The sequence below is a fragment of the Streptomyces sp. AN091965 genome, from assembly GCF_022698285.1.
Taxonomy (GTDB): domain Bacteria; phylum Actinomycetota; class Actinomycetes; order Streptomycetales; family Streptomycetaceae; genus Streptomyces.
Genome location: NZ_JALDMY010000001.1, coordinates 7,967,610 through 7,983,662, shown reverse-complemented (window position 1 = coordinate 7,983,662; position 16,053 = coordinate 7,967,610). Strand labels below are relative to the sequence as shown.

Below are 16,053 nucleotides of genomic sequence, written 5' to 3'. Positions count from 1 at the left end.
GGCCTCTGCGGGCCTAGACCAGGACCGGCACCCCCTCGCGTGCCGAGGTGTATCCCGCCGCCACGATGCTCAGGGTGCGCAGCGCCGCTTCGCCGTCGGGGACGGTGGTGCCGCCCTGGTCGGGGCCGAAGAGGAACGCGCGGAGCATGCGCGCGTCCAGGTCCACGCCGTAGGGCAGCTCGACACCGCGGCCGAGGCGTTCGCTGAAGCCGTGCACCTTCTGGTCGAAGGCGTCCATCTCCAGGGTCGCGCGCTCGCCGACGACGGTGAGTTCCAGGCCGCCCCAGGAGGGGTGGGAGCGCGGATGGGACCAGCTGCAGTCGATGGTGGCGACGGCCCCGTTGTCGTAGGTGACGGTGACCAGGCCGCTGGTCTCGACGGGGACCTCGCCCGCGTGGAGGAGGTTGTTGGTCTGCGCGTACACCTCCACGGCACGGGCTCCCAGCAGGTCGTCCAGCAGGTCGGCGATGTGGACGGTGTGGTCCATCAAGGCACCGCCGCCCGCGAGTCCGGGGTCGGCGAACCAGCGGCGCACACGGGTGGGCATGTGCCCGTTGTTCGCACCGGACACGGCGAGCACCTGCCCCGTGTCGCCCGCGGCCACAGCGCGTTTGACGGCCGCGTACGCCGGGCTGAAGCGCACCGGGTGCGCGACCGCGAGGCGTACCCCGGCGGCGCGGCACGCGGCGACCATCGCCTCGCCGTCGGGCACGGTGGCCGCGAGCGGCTTCTCGCACAGCACGTCGACGCCGTGCGCGGCGGCCAGCTCCACGAGCGGGCGGTGGCGCGCGTTCTCCGAGCAGACCACCACGGCGTCGGGCCCCCAGGCGAAGACCTCCTCGTACGCGTCGGCGTACGGGACGTCGAGGGACACGGCGCACGCGCGGCCGCGCACCTCGCCGGGCGCGGCGGACGCGGTGTCCGGATCGCTGCCGAGCACCTCCACGCCCGGCATGTCCCGCAGCAGGCGCAGATACGCGGCCGCGTGGACGTGGGCGAACGACAGGACGGCGACCTTCATCGGGTGTCCTCCTCCAGTTCCACGGCCCGCCCGGTGCGGCTCGACTCGATGGCGGCCCGCGCGACGCGCACCGCCGCCACGCCGTCGTCGGCGCACACCCGGGGCACGAGCCCGGGGTCGTCCCAGGACGCGGCGAACTCGCGCAGCTGGGTGAGGTAGGGGCTCTCGTTCATGGGCGTCGACGGGATGCCCTCGTTCGGGGCGCGCACGCCTTGCGCGGTGACGCGAAAGCCGGGCACGGCGGCCGAGTCGTGGTGCAGCAGACCGTCGGACCCGGCGACCCGGAACGTCGTGCGGAACGGCTGGTCCGGCAGCCCCCACAACCCGTTCACCTGGCTGATCGCTCCGGAGGCGTGGGTGAGGACCGCGGTGGCGGTGACGACCTCGGCGGGGGTGCCGGTGGCCAGCTCGGTGCCGCGCGTGCGGGCGTGCACGCGGACCACGCCGCCCGCGATCCAGCGGGCGATGTCGATGTCGTGCACCATCAGGTCCATCAGGACCCCGCCGGACTGCTCGGGGTCCCCGAACCAGGGCGCCCACTGCGGGCGCGCGCTCGCCCGGGTGAAGCGAAGGACGGCGACCCGGCCGAGGTCACCGCGGACGACGGCCTCGCGCAGGGCGGCGTACGCCGGGAAGTACCGCACGACGTGCGCGGGGTGCAGCCGGACGCCCGTGGTGGCGGCGGCCGCGGCCATCCGCTCGGCGTCGGCGGCCGTCAGGGCGAGCGGCTTCTCGCAGACGACGTGCCGTCCCGCGGCGATCGCGGCGAGCACGAGCTCCTTGTGGGTGGGCGTGGGCGTGCAGACGTCGACGGCGCGGGACCGCTCCAGGAGCGCGTCGAGGGTGGGCACGGCGGTGACGGGGTGGCCCCGCCCGGCGTACTCGGCGGCGAGCTTCTCGCCCGAGCCGTCCTGGGTGTGGACGACGACGGCGGCGCCGAGGTCCAGCCAGCCGGGCAGATGGGCGCGGGCGATGCCGCCCGCGCCGAGCAGGCCGATGGAAAGCGGTGGCATAAGGGAGGTGGCCCCTCTCTGTGCGTCGGAGGTGTGGTCCCCGTTGTCCGTACGTCGATGGTGTGGTGACGGGCTTCGGTCACCTCAACTCCGGTCCGCCGTCATCCCTTCACTCCGGAGGCGGCGACGCTCTGGACGAAGTGCCGCTGGAGGACGACGTAGACGAGCAGCATGGGCAGGCTCGCGATCAGGGAACCGGCCATCATCACCGGGTAGTTGGTCTCGTACTGGCCCTCCAGGGAAGTCAGTCCCGCGCTGATGGGCATGGCTTCGGGGTCGGTGTTGACGATCAGCGGCCACAGCAGGTCGTTCCAGGCCGCCATGGCGGTGATGACGGCGAGGGCGGCGAGGGCGGGCCGGATCAGCGGCAGCATGACGGACCAGAAGATCCGGAAGGAGCCCGCGCCGTCGATGCGGGCGGCCTCCTCCAGCTCCCTGGGCAGCGCCAGGAAGGCCTGGCGCAGCAGGAAGGTGCCGAACGCGCTGAACATGCCGGGCAGGAAGAGCGCGGGCGCCGAGTTCAGGAGCCCGAAGCTCTGGATGATGTCGTACTGCGGCAGGACGAGCAGGGAGCTGGGCACCATCAGGACGGAGAGGAAGAGCCCGAACAGCGCGTCGCGGCCCCGGAAGCGCATCCGCGCGAACGCGTAGGCGGCCAGGGAGCAGAACACGAGCTGGCCCGCTGTGCGGCCCAGGGTGTTCAGGGCACTGTTGGTGAGCATCTCGCGGAACGGCAGAGCCGTGAACACCTCGTCGAAGCTCGCCCACTTCCAGTCCTCCGGCAGGAACGTCGGCGGGACGCGGGAGACCTCGGCGAGCGACTTCAGGGCGGTGAGGAGCTGCCAGCAGAACGGGAAGACCATCACGAGCGCGCCGAGCCCGAGCGCGAGGTGGGTGGCGACCGAACCCGGGGCGAGCCGGGGCCGACGGGCTCGCCTTGCAGCTGACGGACCATCAGTCACCTTGGCGGCAGGGTCTGTTGAACGCGTGGCGGCCGTGTCACTCATAGTGCACCCACCTCCTCTGGAGCCGGAACTGGAGATACGTGAGGGCCGCGATGAGCAGCATCAGGAAGAAGGCGAGGGCCGCCGCGGCGCCCTGGGCGTTCTCGGTGAACGCCCATTTGTAGAAGAGGCCCACGACGGACTGGGTGTCGCCGACCGCCGGGTTCTTCTCGCCCATCATGATGTAGATCAGGTCGAAGACCTGGAGCGACTGGATCATGCAGATCACGGACGCGAAGAAGATGGTGGGGCTGAGCAGCGGCAGCGTGATGGTGAAGAAGCGCCGCACCGCGCCCGCACCGTCCAGCTCGGCGGCCTCGTAGTAGTCCCGGGGGATGCCCTTGATGCCCGCCATGAAGATGATCAAGTAGTAGCCGGTGGTCGACCAGACCATGACGGCGCCGATGGCGAAGACGGCCGTCGAGGGGTCGGAGACCCAGTAGTGGCGGTCCACGCCGAACCAGCCGAGGACCTCGTTGAGGAGCCCGAAGTCGCCGTTGTAGAGCCAGTTCCAGACCAGGCCGACCGCCACGGGCAGGGTCACGAACGGTACGAAGTACAGCGCGCGGTAGAGCGGGACGGCACGCAGGCCGCGGCGGTTGAGCAGCGAGGCGACGACGAGGGCCAGCGGCAGCGCGGTCAGGCCGATGCCGCAGTAGACGAGGGTGTTGCCGAGCGCCTGCCAGACGGTGACGTCCTTCACGACGCGCGCGTAGTTGTCGCCGCCGATCCAGGTGTGCCCGCCGAAGGGGCCGAACTCGGTGAAGCTGAAGTAGAAGGTCTGGATCATCGGCCAGAAGTAGAAGAGGGCGAAGCCGAGGCCGAGGGGCGCGATGAACAGATACGCGGTGCGCTGGTTGCGGCTCGCGGGGCCGGTGCCCGCGGCCCGGGCGGCGCGCCGGTCGGCCGCCTTTGCGGCGGCGGTCGCGGGGAAGACACTCATCGGTCGCGCTCCTCCTTCAGGGCCCGGTCCATCTGCTCGCCCAGGGTGCGCGCGGCGCCCTCGATCCCGCCCTTGCCGCTGAACGCGGCGCCGAGGAGCGGATATTGGAGGTTCTCCCAGACGGCGGTGTTCTTCGAGCTGGGGTAGGGAACGGCGTACTTCTTCATGGCGATGAAGTTCCGCAGGTCGAACTCCGGCATGGAGCTGATCCAGGCGTCCTGGGTGCCGGCGTGGCTGGAGATCGTCACCCCCGAACTCGCCTGGATCTCGGCGGCCTCGCGGCCCGCCATGAAGTGCACGAACTTCCAGGCTGCGGCCTTCTTGTCGCTCTTGGCGGAGACCACGTTCGCCAGGCCGTGGATGACGGTGGCCCGCTCGCGGCCCTTGGGCAGGACGGTGACGCCCGCGTGGTCCTTGAGGGCGGGCACGGCGTACATCTGCCCGGCCATCGCCGACAGGTCGTACACCATGGCGGTCTTCTCCGACCAGAAGCGGACCCGGCCGATGTTCTCCACCATCGCGCTCTGCGGCGGCGACCAGCCCCGGTCGATCATGTCGGTGAGGAAGCGGAGGCCCTCGACGGTCCGCTCGTCGCCGAAGCCGGAGCGTCCGTCGCGCAGGACGTAGCCGCCCGCTGCGAAGACGCTGGGGTAGATGACGATCTGGCGATGCATCTCGGCGGCGAAGCCGTGCACGCGCTCGTGCGGGTCGGTCAGCTCGGCGGCCGCGTCGCGCAGGTCGTCCCACGTCCAGGTGGGGCCGGGGTAGGGGACGCGCGCCTTGTCGAAGAGGGCCTTGTTGTACCAGAGCCCGATGGTGTCGAAGTCCTTCGGGATGCCGTACTGGGTCCCGTCGTAGGCGTAGAGCCGGACGAGCTGCGCCGGGTGGCGGTCCAGCGGAGTGGCGTCGCGCGCGATGCGCTCGGAGAGGGGCTCCAGGACGCCGTGGGCCGCGTACAGCTGGAAGTTGACGGCGTTCATCCAGAACACGTCGGGGGCGGTGCCGCCGCGCATCGAGGTCCTCAGGGTGGTCCAGTAGCTGGCCCAGGGGGTGAGCTCGATGCGCACGGATATCCCGGGGTTGCGCCGCTGGAACGCCGCGATGATCCGTTTCATGCCCGGCACCTGCGCCGGGTCCCACATGCCGTACGAGAGCGTGCCGCGGCCGCCGCCTTCGCTGCCGTCGCCGCCCTGGTCCGCGCAGGCGGCGAGCACGGGTGCCGACGCCGCCGCAAGGCCAGAGCAGAGGAGGGTCCTCCTGCGCATTCGTGCCTCCGCTTCGGGTGGGGTTGGGGGCCGCCGGGCGTCGCCTAGTCGGCCGTGTCCGCGAGCAGTTCCTCCTCCACGAGGTCGAGGGCCTTGCGCACCGCGCCGAGGGCGACGCCGCGCTCGCCGAGGGAGCTGACCGCGATCCTCGGCACGTGCAGCGTCAGCGGGCGCAGACGCGCCTCCAGGAGCGGCACGAGGTGCGTGCCGAGCGGGGTCGCGCCGCCAGTGAGCACGATCAGCTCGGGGTCGACGGCGAGCGCGAGGGCGGCGATGCCGGGCGTGAGCCGCTCGGCGAAGTCCCCGATGGCGGCGAGGGCGCGCGGCTCCGCGGCGTCCGCGGCGCGGGCGAGCGCGGCCACCTCGGACTCGCCGGGGCGCCGCGGCCCCGGCCAGGCGAGGGCCTCCTGCGCGGTGTCGAGGCCGAGCAGCGGCAGCAGGCCGAGCTCCCCGGCGCCGCCCCGGCCGCCGCGGTGCAGTTGCCCGCCGATGGTCAGGGCGCAGGAGACGCGGTGCCCGGTGAGGACGCACACGACGTCGCCCGCGAGCGTCGCGGCGCCCTGCCAGCGCTCGGCGAGGACGGCGAGGTTCACGTCGTTCTCCACGAACGTGTGGCCCGGCTCGCCGTCGGAGAGCAGCCGCCGCAGGTCGACGCCGGACCACTCGGGCACGACGAAGGAGGTGAGGTAGCCGCCCGCGTCGACGACGCCGGGCACGCCGACGCACCGCGCGAGGAGGGTGTCGCGGCGCACGGCGTGCGCGTCGAGGAAGGCGTCCATCGCGCGCTGGAGCAGTTCGAGCCGGGCGCCGCCGCCCAACAGCGGGTCGATGTCGGCGCGTTCAGCCGCGAGGACGGTGCCGCCGAGGTCGGTGAGGAGCAGCACCATCTTGTGCAGCCCTATGTCGGCGCCGAGGACGCACCCGGCCTCGCTCCGGAAGCGGAACCGCCGCGCCGGACGGCCCCGCGCGCGCTCCCCCGCCGCCGCCTCCGTGACCCAGGCCCGCGCGACGAGGTCCTCCAGGACGGCCTCGACGGTGGGCCGGGACAGGCCGGTGCCCGCGGCGAGTTCGGCGAGGGTCTGGGGGCTGCGGCGGTGCAGGGCACGCAGGATGACGGTGGTGTTCAGACGGCGCAGCCCGGCCAGGTCGTGGCCGCGCGTCCGTTTCCGCATCACTTCTGCACCCCGGAAGTCGTGATGGCCGAGCCCTGCTGGCGGGCGCGAGCCCGTCGCCGCCGGGATTTGGTAGGAGAGTTGCAGAAAGAGCGGGCGCCGGGAAGACCCCGCGCGCGTACTTTCGCGTACGGGGCCTTCGCGTGTGGACTCGGGGCGTACGGACTCTTGCTCACGGGCTCTCGCGTACAGGCTCCTGCCCCGCCGGTGGTCCGAACGCCCCCGCACCTCTGAGGAGTTACCGCATGGCAGCAGCACCCTTCGACGCCGCCGACGGCACCGACACCGGGAGGCCGCACCCCGCCCGCGTCTACGACTGGTTCCTGGGCGGCACCCACCACTACCCGGCGGACGCGGAGTTCGGCACGCGGATCGTGGAGCTCGACGCGACCGCCCGGTACGGCGCGCGGCACAACCGCTGGTTCATGCAGCGCGCGACGCGTCACCTGGCGGGCCCGGCGGGGGTACGCCAGTTCCTCGACGTCGGCAGCGGCATCCCGACGGAGCCGAACCTCCACCGCGTCGCGCAGGACCTCGCGCCCGAGGCGCGGGTGGTGTACGTGGACCACGATCCGCTGGTCCGCGTGCACGCGGCGGGGCTCCTCAGCGGGACCGGGGCCGGTGCCACGGCGTTCGTCGAGGCGGACGCGCGCGACCCCGGGCTGATCCTCGAACGCGCCGCGGAGGTACTGGACTTCACGCGGCCCGTCGCACTGTCGCTCGTCGCCGTGACGCACTTCCTCACCGACGACGACGGCGCCCACGCGATCGTCGCCCGCCTCCTCGACGCGCTCGCGCCCGGCAGCCATCTGGTGCTCTCCCAACTGTCGGGCGACCAGGAGACCGCGTGGGTCGGCGAGGCCGTGGACCAGTACACGACGGGCGGGGTCACGCTCGTGCCGCGCACGCGCGCGGACACGGAGCGCTTCTTCACCGGCTGCACGCTCCTCGCACCGGGCCTGGTGCAGCCCCCGGACTGGCGGCCCGAACTGGGCGTCGACGAAACGCGGGACGGAACGCGGGTGCCGCTGTACGCGGGGGTGGGGCGGAAGGAGTGAGGGGCGAGGGGCGGCAGCGTCTCGCCCCTGGGCAACACCGGGCCGCTACGGGCGGCACCCCGGTTCGCCTGACGCCCCCCGGTTCCGCGCACCCCGCCAGTTCGGGTCACCTTGACGATAAGAGCGTGCCCTAATATCGTCGAGGTGACGAAAAACGGGGAGGTCCCACCATGGCCGACATCACCCGGCGCCTCGGCCTGCGCCATCTGCGTTCCGCGCCCACCGCCCACGTCCGCCACCACCAGGGCGGCAGGCTGCGCCACGACGGGCCGGGGCTCAGCTTCTGGTTCCGGCCGCTGAGTGCCGTCCTGTCCGAAGTGCCGGTCGACGACCGGGAGTTGGCCGTGCTCTTCCACGCCCGTACCGCCGACTTCCAGGACGTCACCGTGCAGGCCACCGTGACGTACCGGATCAGCGACCCGGCGCTCGCCGCCGCCCGCCTCGACTTCTCCGTGGACCCGGACACCGGCGCCTGGCGGTCCGCTCCCCTGGAACAACTGTCCACGCTGCTCACCGAGTCGGCGCAGCAGCACGCCCTGGACCTCCTGGCCCGCACGCCGCTCGCGGACGCGCTCGCCGACGGGGTCACGGCGGTCCGCGAGCGCGTCACCGAGGGCCTCGCGGCCGATCCCCGGCTGCCCGCGACGGGCCTCGACGTCGTCGCCGTGCGCGTCGTCGCGATCCGGCCCGAGCCCGAGGTGGAGCGGGCCCTGCGCACCCCGGCGCGCGAGCGCGTGCAGCAGGACGCGGACCGGGCCACGTACGAGCGCCGGGCGGTGGCCGTCGAGCGCGAGCGCGCCATCGCCGAGAACGAGCTGGCGAGCCGCATCGAACTCGCCCGCCAGGAGGAGCGCCTGGTCGAGCAGCGCGGCACCAACGCGCGCCGCGAGGCCGAGGAGAACGCCGCCGCCGACGCCGTGCGCGCCGAGGCGGAGGCCGCCCGCACGGTGCGCATCGCGCGGGCCGAGGCGGAGGCGGCCCGTGCCGTCGGGGAGGCCCGCGCGGCGGCGCAGACCGCCTGGCTCGCCGCGCACGCGAGCGCCGACGCGGCCACCCTGCACGCCCTCGCCGCCACCCGCCTCGCCGAGAACGTGCCGCGCATCGAGAGCCTCACGCTGTCGCCGGACGTCGTCACAGGGCTCCTCGCGAAGCTGGGCCGGAACTCCGGCTCCGGCGAGGGCGCCCGGTCATGAGCCTCGCGCCCCGCGCCGTCCTCGTGCACCGGCGCACCGAGTACGAGGAGCTGATCGCCCGGCACGGCACGCACGGGCAGGCCGCGTTCTTCCTGTCCTCGCGCGGGCGCCCCGTCGAGGAGGTGGCCGAGCGGCACCGGCGCACCCGGCGCGCCCTCGCCGACGCGGCGGCCGCGGTGCCGCTGCGCTGGCGGCACACCCGGGTCGAACGCGCGGACCTCGACCGGTTCCTGTTCGCGCCCGAGGACGTGGTGGTCGTGGTCGGGCAGGACGGGCTCGTCGCCAACGCGGCCAAATACCTGACGGGCCAGCCCGTCATCGGCGTCGACGCCGAGCCGGGGCGCAACCCGGGCGTCCTGGTGCGGCACCGGGCCCGCGACACGGCGAAGCTGCTCCCGCACGCGGCGGCGGGCGCCCCCGGGGCCGAGGAGCTCACCATGGCCGAGGCGGTCACCGACGACGGCCGACGCCTGCGCGCCCTCAACGAGATCTACGTCGGGGCCGCGGGGCACCAGACCGCCCGCTACCGCATCGGCTCCACGGCGGACCCCTCGGGCCCGGAGGCCCAGGCCTCGTCCGGCGTGGTCATCGGCACCGGCACCGGGGCCACCGGCTGGCTGCGGTCGCTGTGGCCGCGCCCGGACGGCGCCCCGCGGCCGCCGGGCCCGACGGACCCCCGCCTGCTGTGGTGCGTGCGCGAGGCCTGGCCCTCGCCCACGACCGGCACCACCCTGGTGCGCGGCGAACTGGCGGCCGGTCAGCGCCTGTGGCTCACCGCCGAGTCGGACCGCCTCGTCGTCTTCGGCGACGGCATGGAGAACGACGCCCTGGAGCTCGGCTGGGGGCAGAGCGTGCGGGCGGGGGTGGCGCAGGGGGCGCTGCGCCTGGTCGTCTGAGGCTCAGCCGACGGGAAGATCGCAGGTGGGGCCCGGTGCGGAGGGGTCGTACGGGTAGGGCAGGATGGGCGGCCGTGTCATCGCGCGAAGAGGTACGCGCCACCGGACACGGAGCGAACCGGCCGACCACGGGAGCCCATTGATGGACCGAGCCCTCACCCTGCACGACCTGATGTTCGCCGGGATCGCCGTGGTCTGCGGCATCGCGGCCGCGCTGCTCTCGCGGACGACGCTGCGCTGGCTCGGCGTGCGCGCCACCCGCACCCGGTGGAGCGGCGACGACGTGATGGTCGACGCCGCGCGCGCCATCGTGCCGTGCGCCGCGATCGTCGCGGGCCTGGCCGCGGCGGCCGCCGCGCTGCCGCTGACGCCGCGTACCGGGCGCAACGTCACGCTCGTCCTGACGGCGCTGCTGATCCTCGCCGCCACGGTCACCGCGGCGCGGATCGTGGCGGGGCTCGTCAAGTCCCTGGCCCAGTCGCGCTCGGGCGTGGCGGGCTCGGCGACCATATTCGTCAACATCACGCGCGTCGTGGTGCTCGCGATCGGCTTCCTCGTCGTCCTGCAAACCCTCGGCGTGTCCATCGCGCCGCTGCTCACCGCCCTGGGCGTCGGCGGTCTCGCGGTGGCGCTCGCACTCCAGGACACTCTCGCGAACCTCTTCGCGGGCGTGCACATCCTCGCCGCGAAGACCGTGCAGCCCGGTGACTACATCCGGTTGACCAGCGGCGAGGAGGGCTACGTCGTCGACATCAACTGGCGCAACACGGTGGTGCGCAACCTCTCCAACAACCTCGTGATCATCCCGAACGGCAAGCTCGCCGGCACCAACATGACCAACTACAGCCAGCCGGAGCAGGAGCTGTCGATCCTGGTGCAGGCGGGCGTCGGCTACGAGAGCGACCTGGACCAGGTCGAGCGCGTCACCATCGAGGTCGTCGACGAGGTGATGACCGAGATCACCGGCGCCCTGCCGCACCACGAGGCCGCGATCCGCTTCCACACCTTCGGCGACTCCCGGATCGGCTTCACGGTGATCCTGGGCGTGGGCGAGTTCAGCGACCAGTACCGGATCAAGCACGAGTTCATCAAGCGGCTGCACCGCCGCTACCGGGCCGAGGGCATTCCGGTCCCCGCGCCGACGCGGACCGTGACCGTCCGCCAGGGCGAGCTGCCGGTGGCCATCCCCCACCAGCGGAGCTGACCGGACTTATCGAAAGCCCTTGCATAAGCGGCGCTTTAGGGGTCGCAAAAGGTTAGCAAGGGGGCATATTTGGCCGCATATGCCGAGTGCAGGTGTCCGGCCGGGCGAGCGGGGCAGGGCTTTGCCGCCGTACCGGGCCGGACCGGCCCGCCATCGGCTCCCAAGTTCGGCTTTTTCCAGCCGAACACCAAAAGTGATTGAAAAGTCACACCTTGTGGTCATGGGGCCACGAGAAGACGATCGGCCCTGCCCGATCCCGCTCTTCGTTTCCCTCCTGGGAGGTCCCCGTGAACGACCGCCTTTCGCTCGCACCGGATGCGGCACGGCAGCTCGCGACCGCGACCAAGACAGCACCGCAGATGCTCGGCACCACCCCGCGCTATCTGCTGCGCGCACTGCCGTGGGTGGACCTCAAGTCCGGTGTGTACCGCGTCAACCGGCGCCGCACCTTCGTGCTCGGCGACGACCGCATAGCCACCCACAGCGACGGCGGCTCGCCCCGCGTCGTCCCCGGCGACCTGCGCGAACTGCCCTATCTGCGCGAGGCCGACGAGTCCCTCCTGACCGAACTCGCCGACGCGTTCACCGAGGTGCGCTTCGAGTCCGGACAGGTCCTCGCGCAGGAGGGCGACCCCGCCGACCGCCTGTGGATCATCGTGCAGGGCCGCGCCGAGAAGCGCGTGACCGGGCGCTACGGCGAGGAACAGCTCATCGACGTGATCGGTGACGGCCAGTTCTTCGACCTCGGCGCCTGGACCCGCGAGGAGGCCACGCCCTACCGCGTGCAGGCCCTCACGCCCGGTCTCGCCCTGTGCGCCGAGCGCCGCGCGCTCGCCGCCCTCGCCGACCGCGACGAGAACGTACGGGGCTCCCTGGCCGCCTACGCCTCCGGCAACGGCCTGCGGCCCGGCTCCGAGGTGCCCGTCGACCTCACGTCGGGCCACGTCGGCGAGGTCGACCTGCCCGCCACGTACGTCGACTACGAGGACACCCCGCGCGAGTACCACATGACGCTCGCGCAGACGATCCTGCGCGTGCACACCCGCGTCCACGACGTGTACAGCGGCGACTTCGACCAGACGCGCCAGCAGGCGCTGCTCACCATCGAGGCGCTGCGCGAGCGGCAGGAGGCCGCGCTGCTCAACCACCCCGAGTTCGGCCTCTTCCACAACGTGGCACCCGGCCAGCGCGTGCAGACCCGCACCGGCTCGCCCACGCCCGACGACCTCGACGAGCTGCTCGCCCGGGTGTGGAAGCAGCCCGGCTACTTCCTCGCGCACCCCAAGGCCATCGCCGCGTTCGGGCGCGAGTGTACGCGGCGGGGCGTGCCCCCGGTCACCGACAACAGGTTCGGCAGCCCGCTGCTCACCTGGCGCGGCGTTCCGCTGATCCCCTCCGACAAGGTGCCCTTCAGCAACGGCGTACGCGCGGACGGCGCCAGCGGCTCGGCCGCGGCCGTCGGCACCACGGAGATCCTCCTGATGCGCCTGGGCGAGGCCGACCGCGGCGTCGTGGGCCTGCGTCCCGGGGAGGTCTCCGACGAGGTCGAGCCCGGTCTGTCCATGCGGAACATGGGCACCGACCAGAAGGGCATCACCTCGTACCTGATGACGGCGTACTTCAACACGGCGGTCCTGGTCGAGGACGCCATCGCCGTGCTCCAGAACGTCGAGGTGAACAACTACCATGACTACTCCTGACGTTCCCGACCTCAGGACCCTGCTGCGGGCACCCGCGCAGACCCCCGCGCAGACGCCCGTACCGGCGCCCGCGGCCGTGCCGACGCCCGTACCGGCCGACGTGCCCGCCGCCCCGGCGGAAGTGCCCGGCGTCCCGGCCCCGGTGCCCGCCGGAACGCCCGCCGCTCCGGCCCCGGTGCCCACGGCGGCCCCCGAGGACGCCCTCGCGGCCCTGCCCGCCACCGCGCCCGGCGGCTTCACCCCGGAGCAGGCCCGCAAGGACGTCCCGATCCTGCACCGGACGGTGAACGGACACCCCCTGGTCTGGCTCGACAACGGAGCCACCACCCAGAAGCCCCGCCAGGTCATCGAGGCACTCTCCGCGTACTACGGCGCGGCCAACTCCAACATCCACCGGGGCGCGCACACCATGGCGCGCGAGGCCACCGAGCTGTACGAGGCGGGCCGCACGGCGGTCGCGGAGTTCCTCGGCGCGGCGTCGCCGGAGAACATCGCCTTCGTCCGGGGCACCACCGAGGGCATCAACCTGGTGGCACAGAGCTGGGGCCGCTCCGTGCTGCAACCGGGCGACGAGATCCTCGTGCCGGTCCTGGAGCACCACTCCAACATCGTCCCGTGGCAGCTCCTGGCGAAGGAGACCCACGCGCGCGTGGTGCCGGTGCCGCTCACGCCCGAGGGGGAGATCGACCAGAAGGCGTACGCCGACCTGCTCTCCGCGCGCACCCAGCTCGTGGTGGTCAGCCAGGCGTCGAACGTCCTCGGCACCGTGCCGCCGGTCGCGGAGATGGCCGCGCTCGCCCACCGCTACGACGCGCGGGTCCTCGTGGACGGCGCGCAGGCGGTGGCCCACATGCCGGTGGACGTACGGCGGTTGGGCGCGGACTTCTACGTGTTCTCCGGGCACAAGCTGTTCGCCCCGACGGGCATCGGCGCGCTGTACATGACGCCCGAGATGATGGGGGCGATGCGCCCGTGGCAGGGCGGCGGCAACATGATCGAGTCGGTGAGCTTCGAGCGGACGACGTTCGCGCCGGTGCCGCACCTCCTGGAGGCGGGCACCGGGCACATCTCCGGTGTGGTCGGGCTCCTGGCGGCGATCGACTGGCTGCGGTCCTTCGACCGGGAGGCCGTCACCGCGTACGAGAACGCGCTCATGACGTACGCGACGCAGGCCATGGCGACGGTCCCCGGCCTTGAGGTGATCGGCTCCGCGGCCGAGCGGATCGCGGTGCTCACCTTCACGCTCGCGGGCCACGACCCGGCCTCGGTCGCGGACTGGCTCGACCGGGACGGGATCGCCGTGCGCGCGGGTCACCACTGCGCGCAGCCCGCGCTCGCGCACTACGGCCTGGAGTCCGCGGCCCGCGCGTCGTTCGCGCTCTACAACACCTCCGATGAGGTGGACCAGTTGGTGGCGTCCCTGCGCCGGTTGCAGGCCGGAGCCTGAGCGGCGCGGGGACGCCCGGGGCCCGGGCCGCCGTCACCGCGTGGGGCGGCGGCTGCGGGTCCTGAAGTGGAAGACGACCAGACCGACGAGGGCGAAGAACGCCGCCCATGCCAGGCCGAGACCGAGGTAGCGCCACAGGACGGTGTCGCCGAGCGCGCCGCCCGCGGAGAACTGCATCGGCCCGAACGACGGGAAGTACTGCAGGACCGGCTTGTTGGCGGCCGGGTTGCCGAGCGGGTTCTGCAGGAACGTGTCGGTGAGCCCGCCCATGATGATGAGGAAGAAGCCCTCCAGGTCGTTCTTGACCAGGACGCCGAGGACCAGGCCGAGCGAGCCGTAGGTGAGGGTCATGGCCAGGAACCCGGCGAGGATCGTGGCCCAGCCGGTGAACCCGGGGCGCCAGTAGAGCAGCAGGGCGAGCGCGGTGTAGAGCGCGATCGTGCCCGCGACGATGCCGATGGCCAGCATCTTGGCGCCGATCAGGGTGGACTGGCGGTATCCGGCGAAGGCCAGGCGCCGGTCGAAGGCGAGGGCCTTGCGCACCGCGTCGAAGACGACGAAGCCGGAGATCATCGTGAGCGAGTTGAGGCCCGCGGTGATCAGCGTGATGTGCCTGCCGTCGACGTGCAGCACCTCGCCCGTCGCGTACAGCTTGAAGTCCAGGGCCTTGTCCCCGGCGATCGAGGTCATCAGCAGGTACCAGACGGGCACGAAGAGCACGAGGAGCAGGGCCGCGAGGCGGTTGCGGCTCTGCTCGCGCACCGAGAACCGCAGGGCGGTCGGGAACTGCCCGTACAGCGGCCGGTCCGTGAAGACGTCAAGCTGCGGCATGGCGGCGCTCCCGTTCCTCCTCGGAGGTGCGCGGTGCGAGACGGCCGTCGACGAGGTCGGCGAGGACGTCGAACCGCTCCTGCTCGAAGACCAGATGGGTGATCACGACGACGGCCTTGTCGCGCTCGTGCAGCGTGTCGACCAGGTCCCAGAAGCGCAGGTACGTCTCCCAGTCGAAGCCCTGGTACGGCTCGTCGAGGAGCAGGACGTCCGGATCGTGGAGCAGGGCCAGGGTGAGGTTGAGCTTCTGCCGGGTGCCGCCGGACAGGTCGCCCGCGGGCGTGCCGCGGTACTTCTCGAAGCCGAGGAGCTCCACCAGTTCGTCGGCGCGGCCCAGGCCGCTCAGGCGGTGGGCGGCGGCGAAGTACTGCACGTGCTGGTCCACGGTGAGGTTGGCGTTGAGCACGGGGTCCTGCGGGCAGTAGCCGAGCTCCCCGCCGAGCCGGACCTCGCCCCGGTCCACGCGCAGGGTGCCCGCGATGGCCTTGAGGAAGGTGGACTTGCCCGCGCCGTTCTCACCGACCACGGCGACCAGTTGGCCCCGTTCGACCGTGAGGTCGGCGCCGCGCAGGACCTGGTGCTTGCCGAACGCCTTGTGGATGTCCCGGGCGGTGAGTGCGGGCTCTGGCCTTGCGGTCATGCCTGGCCTCCTTCTGCTTCCGGTGCTGTGGGCTCCGCGTTCAGCCCGCCCGCGTAGATGCTCAGGAGCTCGGGGCCCCAGCGGGCCAGGCCCATCGCGGAGAGCGGGTCGACGCCGAGGACCGCCGTGAGCTGCTCCCGCAGCAGGAACACCGAGAGGTCGTTGACGAGCAGCAGCGCGGCACGCACCTGCGGGTCCCTGCCCCGCGAGGCGGCGCCGGCCTCGGCGAGGCCGTCCAGGGTCTCCCTGCTCATCGCGTACAGGCGGTGGAACAGGCCGCGGCCCGCCTCCGTGTCGGACAGCAGGAGCCTGCGCAGATAGCCGGGCAGCGGTGAGCCGACGGGCAGATGGCGCAGGAAGACCTCGCCGAGCGAGCCCGCCGTGGCGGACGCCGACTCCTCGAACAGGTCCGGCCCCTCGCTCCCCGTCAGCTCGCCGAGCAGCTGCTCGAAGACGGTGAGGACGTATTGGTCGACCTCCTGGCGCAGGCCGTCCTTGGAGCGGAAGTGGTGGACGACGAGCCCCGGGGAGACGCCCGCCGCCGTGGCGATCTGGCGGACGGTGACGACGTCGGGGCCCTGTGCGGCGAACAGCCTCAGGGCCTCGTCTCGGATGACCGCCCGGGTCGTGCGGTCATCGGGCATTGAACGCATGTACAGCAGACTA

Annotated in this window: 15 protein-coding genes; 6 read left to right on the top strand and 9 right to left on the bottom strand. The window is 72.6% G+C overall.

The annotated features are described in order from the left end of the window. Window positions 1-13: 13 nt before the first annotated feature. The 6 genes from MQV74_RS33850 to MQV74_RS33825 form a co-directional block, all read right to left on the bottom strand. Window positions 14-1,021, bottom strand: coding sequence for a Gfo/Idh/MocA family protein (locus MQV74_RS33850; protein ID WP_242726581.1), 1,008 nt, complete (start codon window positions 1,019-1,021; stop codon window positions 14-16). After that, entirely contained in the window at window positions 1,018-2,034 is a 1,017-nt protein-coding gene (locus MQV74_RS33845; RefSeq protein ID WP_242726579.1) for a Gfo/Idh/MocA family protein, read from the bottom strand. The genes MQV74_RS33850 and MQV74_RS33845 overlap by 4 nt, the downstream gene beginning before the upstream one ends. 101 nt (window positions 2,035-2,135) lie before the next feature. Further along, window positions 2,136-3,041, bottom strand: a complete 906-nt coding sequence (locus tag MQV74_RS33840) for a carbohydrate ABC transporter permease (protein WP_242726576.1) — start codon at window positions 3,039-3,041, stop codon at window positions 2,136-2,138. Continuing rightward, on the bottom strand, window positions 3,034-3,981 hold the full coding sequence (locus MQV74_RS33835; RefSeq protein WP_242726574.1) for a carbohydrate ABC transporter permease: 948 nt from the start codon (window positions 3,979-3,981) through the stop codon (window positions 3,034-3,036). Before MQV74_RS33835 ends, MQV74_RS33840 begins: the two co-directional genes overlap by 8 nt. Then, window positions 3,978-5,246 (bottom strand): ABC transporter substrate-binding protein, encoded by a 1,269-nt coding sequence (locus MQV74_RS33830; protein WP_242726572.1) that lies wholly within the window; start codon window positions 5,244-5,246, stop codon window positions 3,978-3,980. Before MQV74_RS33830 ends, MQV74_RS33835 begins: the two co-directional genes overlap by 4 nt. Window positions 5,247-5,290: 44 nt before the next feature. Further along, window positions 5,291-6,418 carry an ROK family transcriptional regulator gene (locus tag MQV74_RS33825; protein ID WP_242726570.1) on the bottom strand — a complete coding sequence of 376 codons (1,128 nt, stop codon included), beginning with the start codon at window positions 6,416-6,418 and terminating at the stop codon, window positions 5,291-5,293. A gap of 245 nt (window positions 6,419-6,663) precedes the next feature. Here MQV74_RS33825 and MQV74_RS33820 point away from each other — a divergent pair, with 245 nt between their 5' ends. The 6 genes from MQV74_RS33820 to MQV74_RS33795 all read left to right on the top strand — a co-directional run bounded on the left by MQV74_RS33820 (window position 6,664) and on the right by MQV74_RS33795 (window position 13,916). After that, window positions 6,664-7,476: an SAM-dependent methyltransferase gene (locus MQV74_RS33820; protein ID WP_242726568.1), complete on the top strand. Its 813-nt coding sequence runs from the start codon at window positions 6,664-6,666 to the stop codon at window positions 7,474-7,476. Between the two features lie 170 nt (window positions 7,477-7,646). Then, window positions 7,647-8,669 (top strand): SPFH domain-containing protein, encoded by a 1,023-nt coding sequence (locus MQV74_RS33815; protein WP_242726566.1) that lies wholly within the window; start codon window positions 7,647-7,649, stop codon window positions 8,667-8,669. Further along, a complete protein-coding gene (locus MQV74_RS33810; RefSeq protein ID WP_242726564.1) occupies window positions 8,666-9,565 on the top strand; it encodes a hypothetical protein in 900 nt (299 codons plus the stop codon). The genes MQV74_RS33815 and MQV74_RS33810 overlap by 4 nt, the downstream gene beginning before the upstream one ends. Window positions 9,566-9,707: 142 nt before the next feature. Further along, window positions 9,708-10,769 carry a mechanosensitive ion channel family protein gene (locus MQV74_RS33805; RefSeq protein WP_242726562.1) on the top strand — a complete coding sequence of 354 codons (1,062 nt, stop codon included), beginning with the start codon at window positions 9,708-9,710 and terminating at the stop codon, window positions 10,767-10,769. Between the two features lie 287 nt (window positions 10,770-11,056). Further along, window positions 11,057-12,469: a family 2B encapsulin nanocompartment shell protein gene (locus tag MQV74_RS33800; protein WP_242726559.1), complete on the top strand. Its 1,413-nt coding sequence runs from the start codon at window positions 11,057-11,059 to the stop codon at window positions 12,467-12,469. Continuing rightward, window positions 12,456-13,916: a cysteine desulfurase gene (locus MQV74_RS33795; protein ID WP_242726557.1), complete on the top strand. Its 1,461-nt coding sequence runs from the start codon at window positions 12,456-12,458 to the stop codon at window positions 13,914-13,916. Before MQV74_RS33800 ends, MQV74_RS33795 begins: the two co-directional genes overlap by 14 nt. Window positions 13,917-13,949: 33 nt before the next feature. On the opposite strand, the gene MQV74_RS33790 is transcribed toward MQV74_RS33795, so the two are convergent. The 3 genes from MQV74_RS33790 to MQV74_RS33780 are packed head-to-tail and all read right to left on the bottom strand — an operon-like array spanning window position 13,950 to window position 16,040. Beyond that, window positions 13,950-14,747 carry an ABC transporter permease gene (locus tag MQV74_RS33790; RefSeq protein WP_242726554.1) on the bottom strand — a complete coding sequence of 266 codons (798 nt, stop codon included), beginning with the start codon at window positions 14,745-14,747 and terminating at the stop codon, window positions 13,950-13,952. Beyond that, a complete protein-coding gene (locus MQV74_RS33785; protein WP_242726552.1) occupies window positions 14,734-15,387 on the bottom strand; it encodes an ABC transporter ATP-binding protein in 654 nt (217 codons plus the stop codon). Before MQV74_RS33785 ends, MQV74_RS33790 begins: the two co-directional genes overlap by 14 nt. Then, the gene (locus MQV74_RS33780; RefSeq protein WP_242726549.1) at window positions 15,384-16,040 is read right to left on the bottom strand and encodes a TetR/AcrR family transcriptional regulator; all 657 of its coding nucleotides are present in this window, start codon (window positions 16,038-16,040) and stop codon (window positions 15,384-15,386) included. Before MQV74_RS33780 ends, MQV74_RS33785 begins: the two co-directional genes overlap by 4 nt. Between the last annotated feature and the right edge of the window lie 13 nt (window positions 16,041-16,053).

Excerpts from the sequence above, each read along its gene's own strand:
- MQV74_RS33850 (WP_242726581.1), bottom strand. The coding sequence starts at position 1,021 with ATGAAGGTCGCCGTCCTGTCGTTCGCCCACGTCCACGCGGCCGCGTAT.
- MQV74_RS33845 (WP_242726579.1), bottom strand. The coding sequence starts at position 2,034 with ATGCCACCGCTTTCCATCGGCCTGCTCGGCGCGGGCGGCATCGCCCGC.
- MQV74_RS33840 (WP_242726576.1), bottom strand. The coding sequence starts at position 3,041 with ATGAGTGACACGGCCGCCACGCGTTCAACAGACCCTGCCGCCAAGGTG.
- MQV74_RS33835 (WP_242726574.1), bottom strand. The coding sequence starts at position 3,981 with ATGAGTGTCTTCCCCGCGACCGCCGCCGCAAAGGCGGCCGACCGGCGC.
- MQV74_RS33830 (WP_242726572.1), bottom strand. The coding sequence starts at position 5,246 with ATGCGCAGGAGGACCCTCCTCTGCTCTGGCCTTGCGGCGGCGTCGGCA.
- MQV74_RS33825 (WP_242726570.1), bottom strand. The coding sequence starts at position 6,418 with ATGCGGAAACGGACGCGCGGCCACGACCTGGCCGGGCTGCGCCGTCTG.
- MQV74_RS33820 (WP_242726568.1), top strand. The coding sequence starts at position 6,664 with ATGGCAGCAGCACCCTTCGACGCCGCCGACGGCACCGACACCGGGAGG.
- MQV74_RS33815 (WP_242726566.1), top strand. The coding sequence starts at position 7,647 with ATGGCCGACATCACCCGGCGCCTCGGCCTGCGCCATCTGCGTTCCGCG.
- MQV74_RS33810 (WP_242726564.1), top strand. The coding sequence starts at position 8,666 with ATGAGCCTCGCGCCCCGCGCCGTCCTCGTGCACCGGCGCACCGAGTAC.
- MQV74_RS33805 (WP_242726562.1), top strand. The coding sequence starts at position 9,708 with ATGGACCGAGCCCTCACCCTGCACGACCTGATGTTCGCCGGGATCGCC.
- MQV74_RS33795 (WP_242726557.1), top strand. The coding sequence starts at position 12,456 with ATGACTACTCCTGACGTTCCCGACCTCAGGACCCTGCTGCGGGCACCC.
- MQV74_RS33790 (WP_242726554.1), bottom strand. The coding sequence starts at position 14,747 with ATGCCGCAGCTTGACGTCTTCACGGACCGGCCGCTGTACGGGCAGTTC.
- MQV74_RS33785 (WP_242726552.1), bottom strand. The coding sequence starts at position 15,387 with ATGACCGCAAGGCCAGAGCCCGCACTCACCGCCCGGGACATCCACAAG.
- MQV74_RS33780 (WP_242726549.1), bottom strand. The coding sequence starts at position 16,040 with ATGCGTTCAATGCCCGATGACCGCACGACCCGGGCGGTCATCCGAGAC.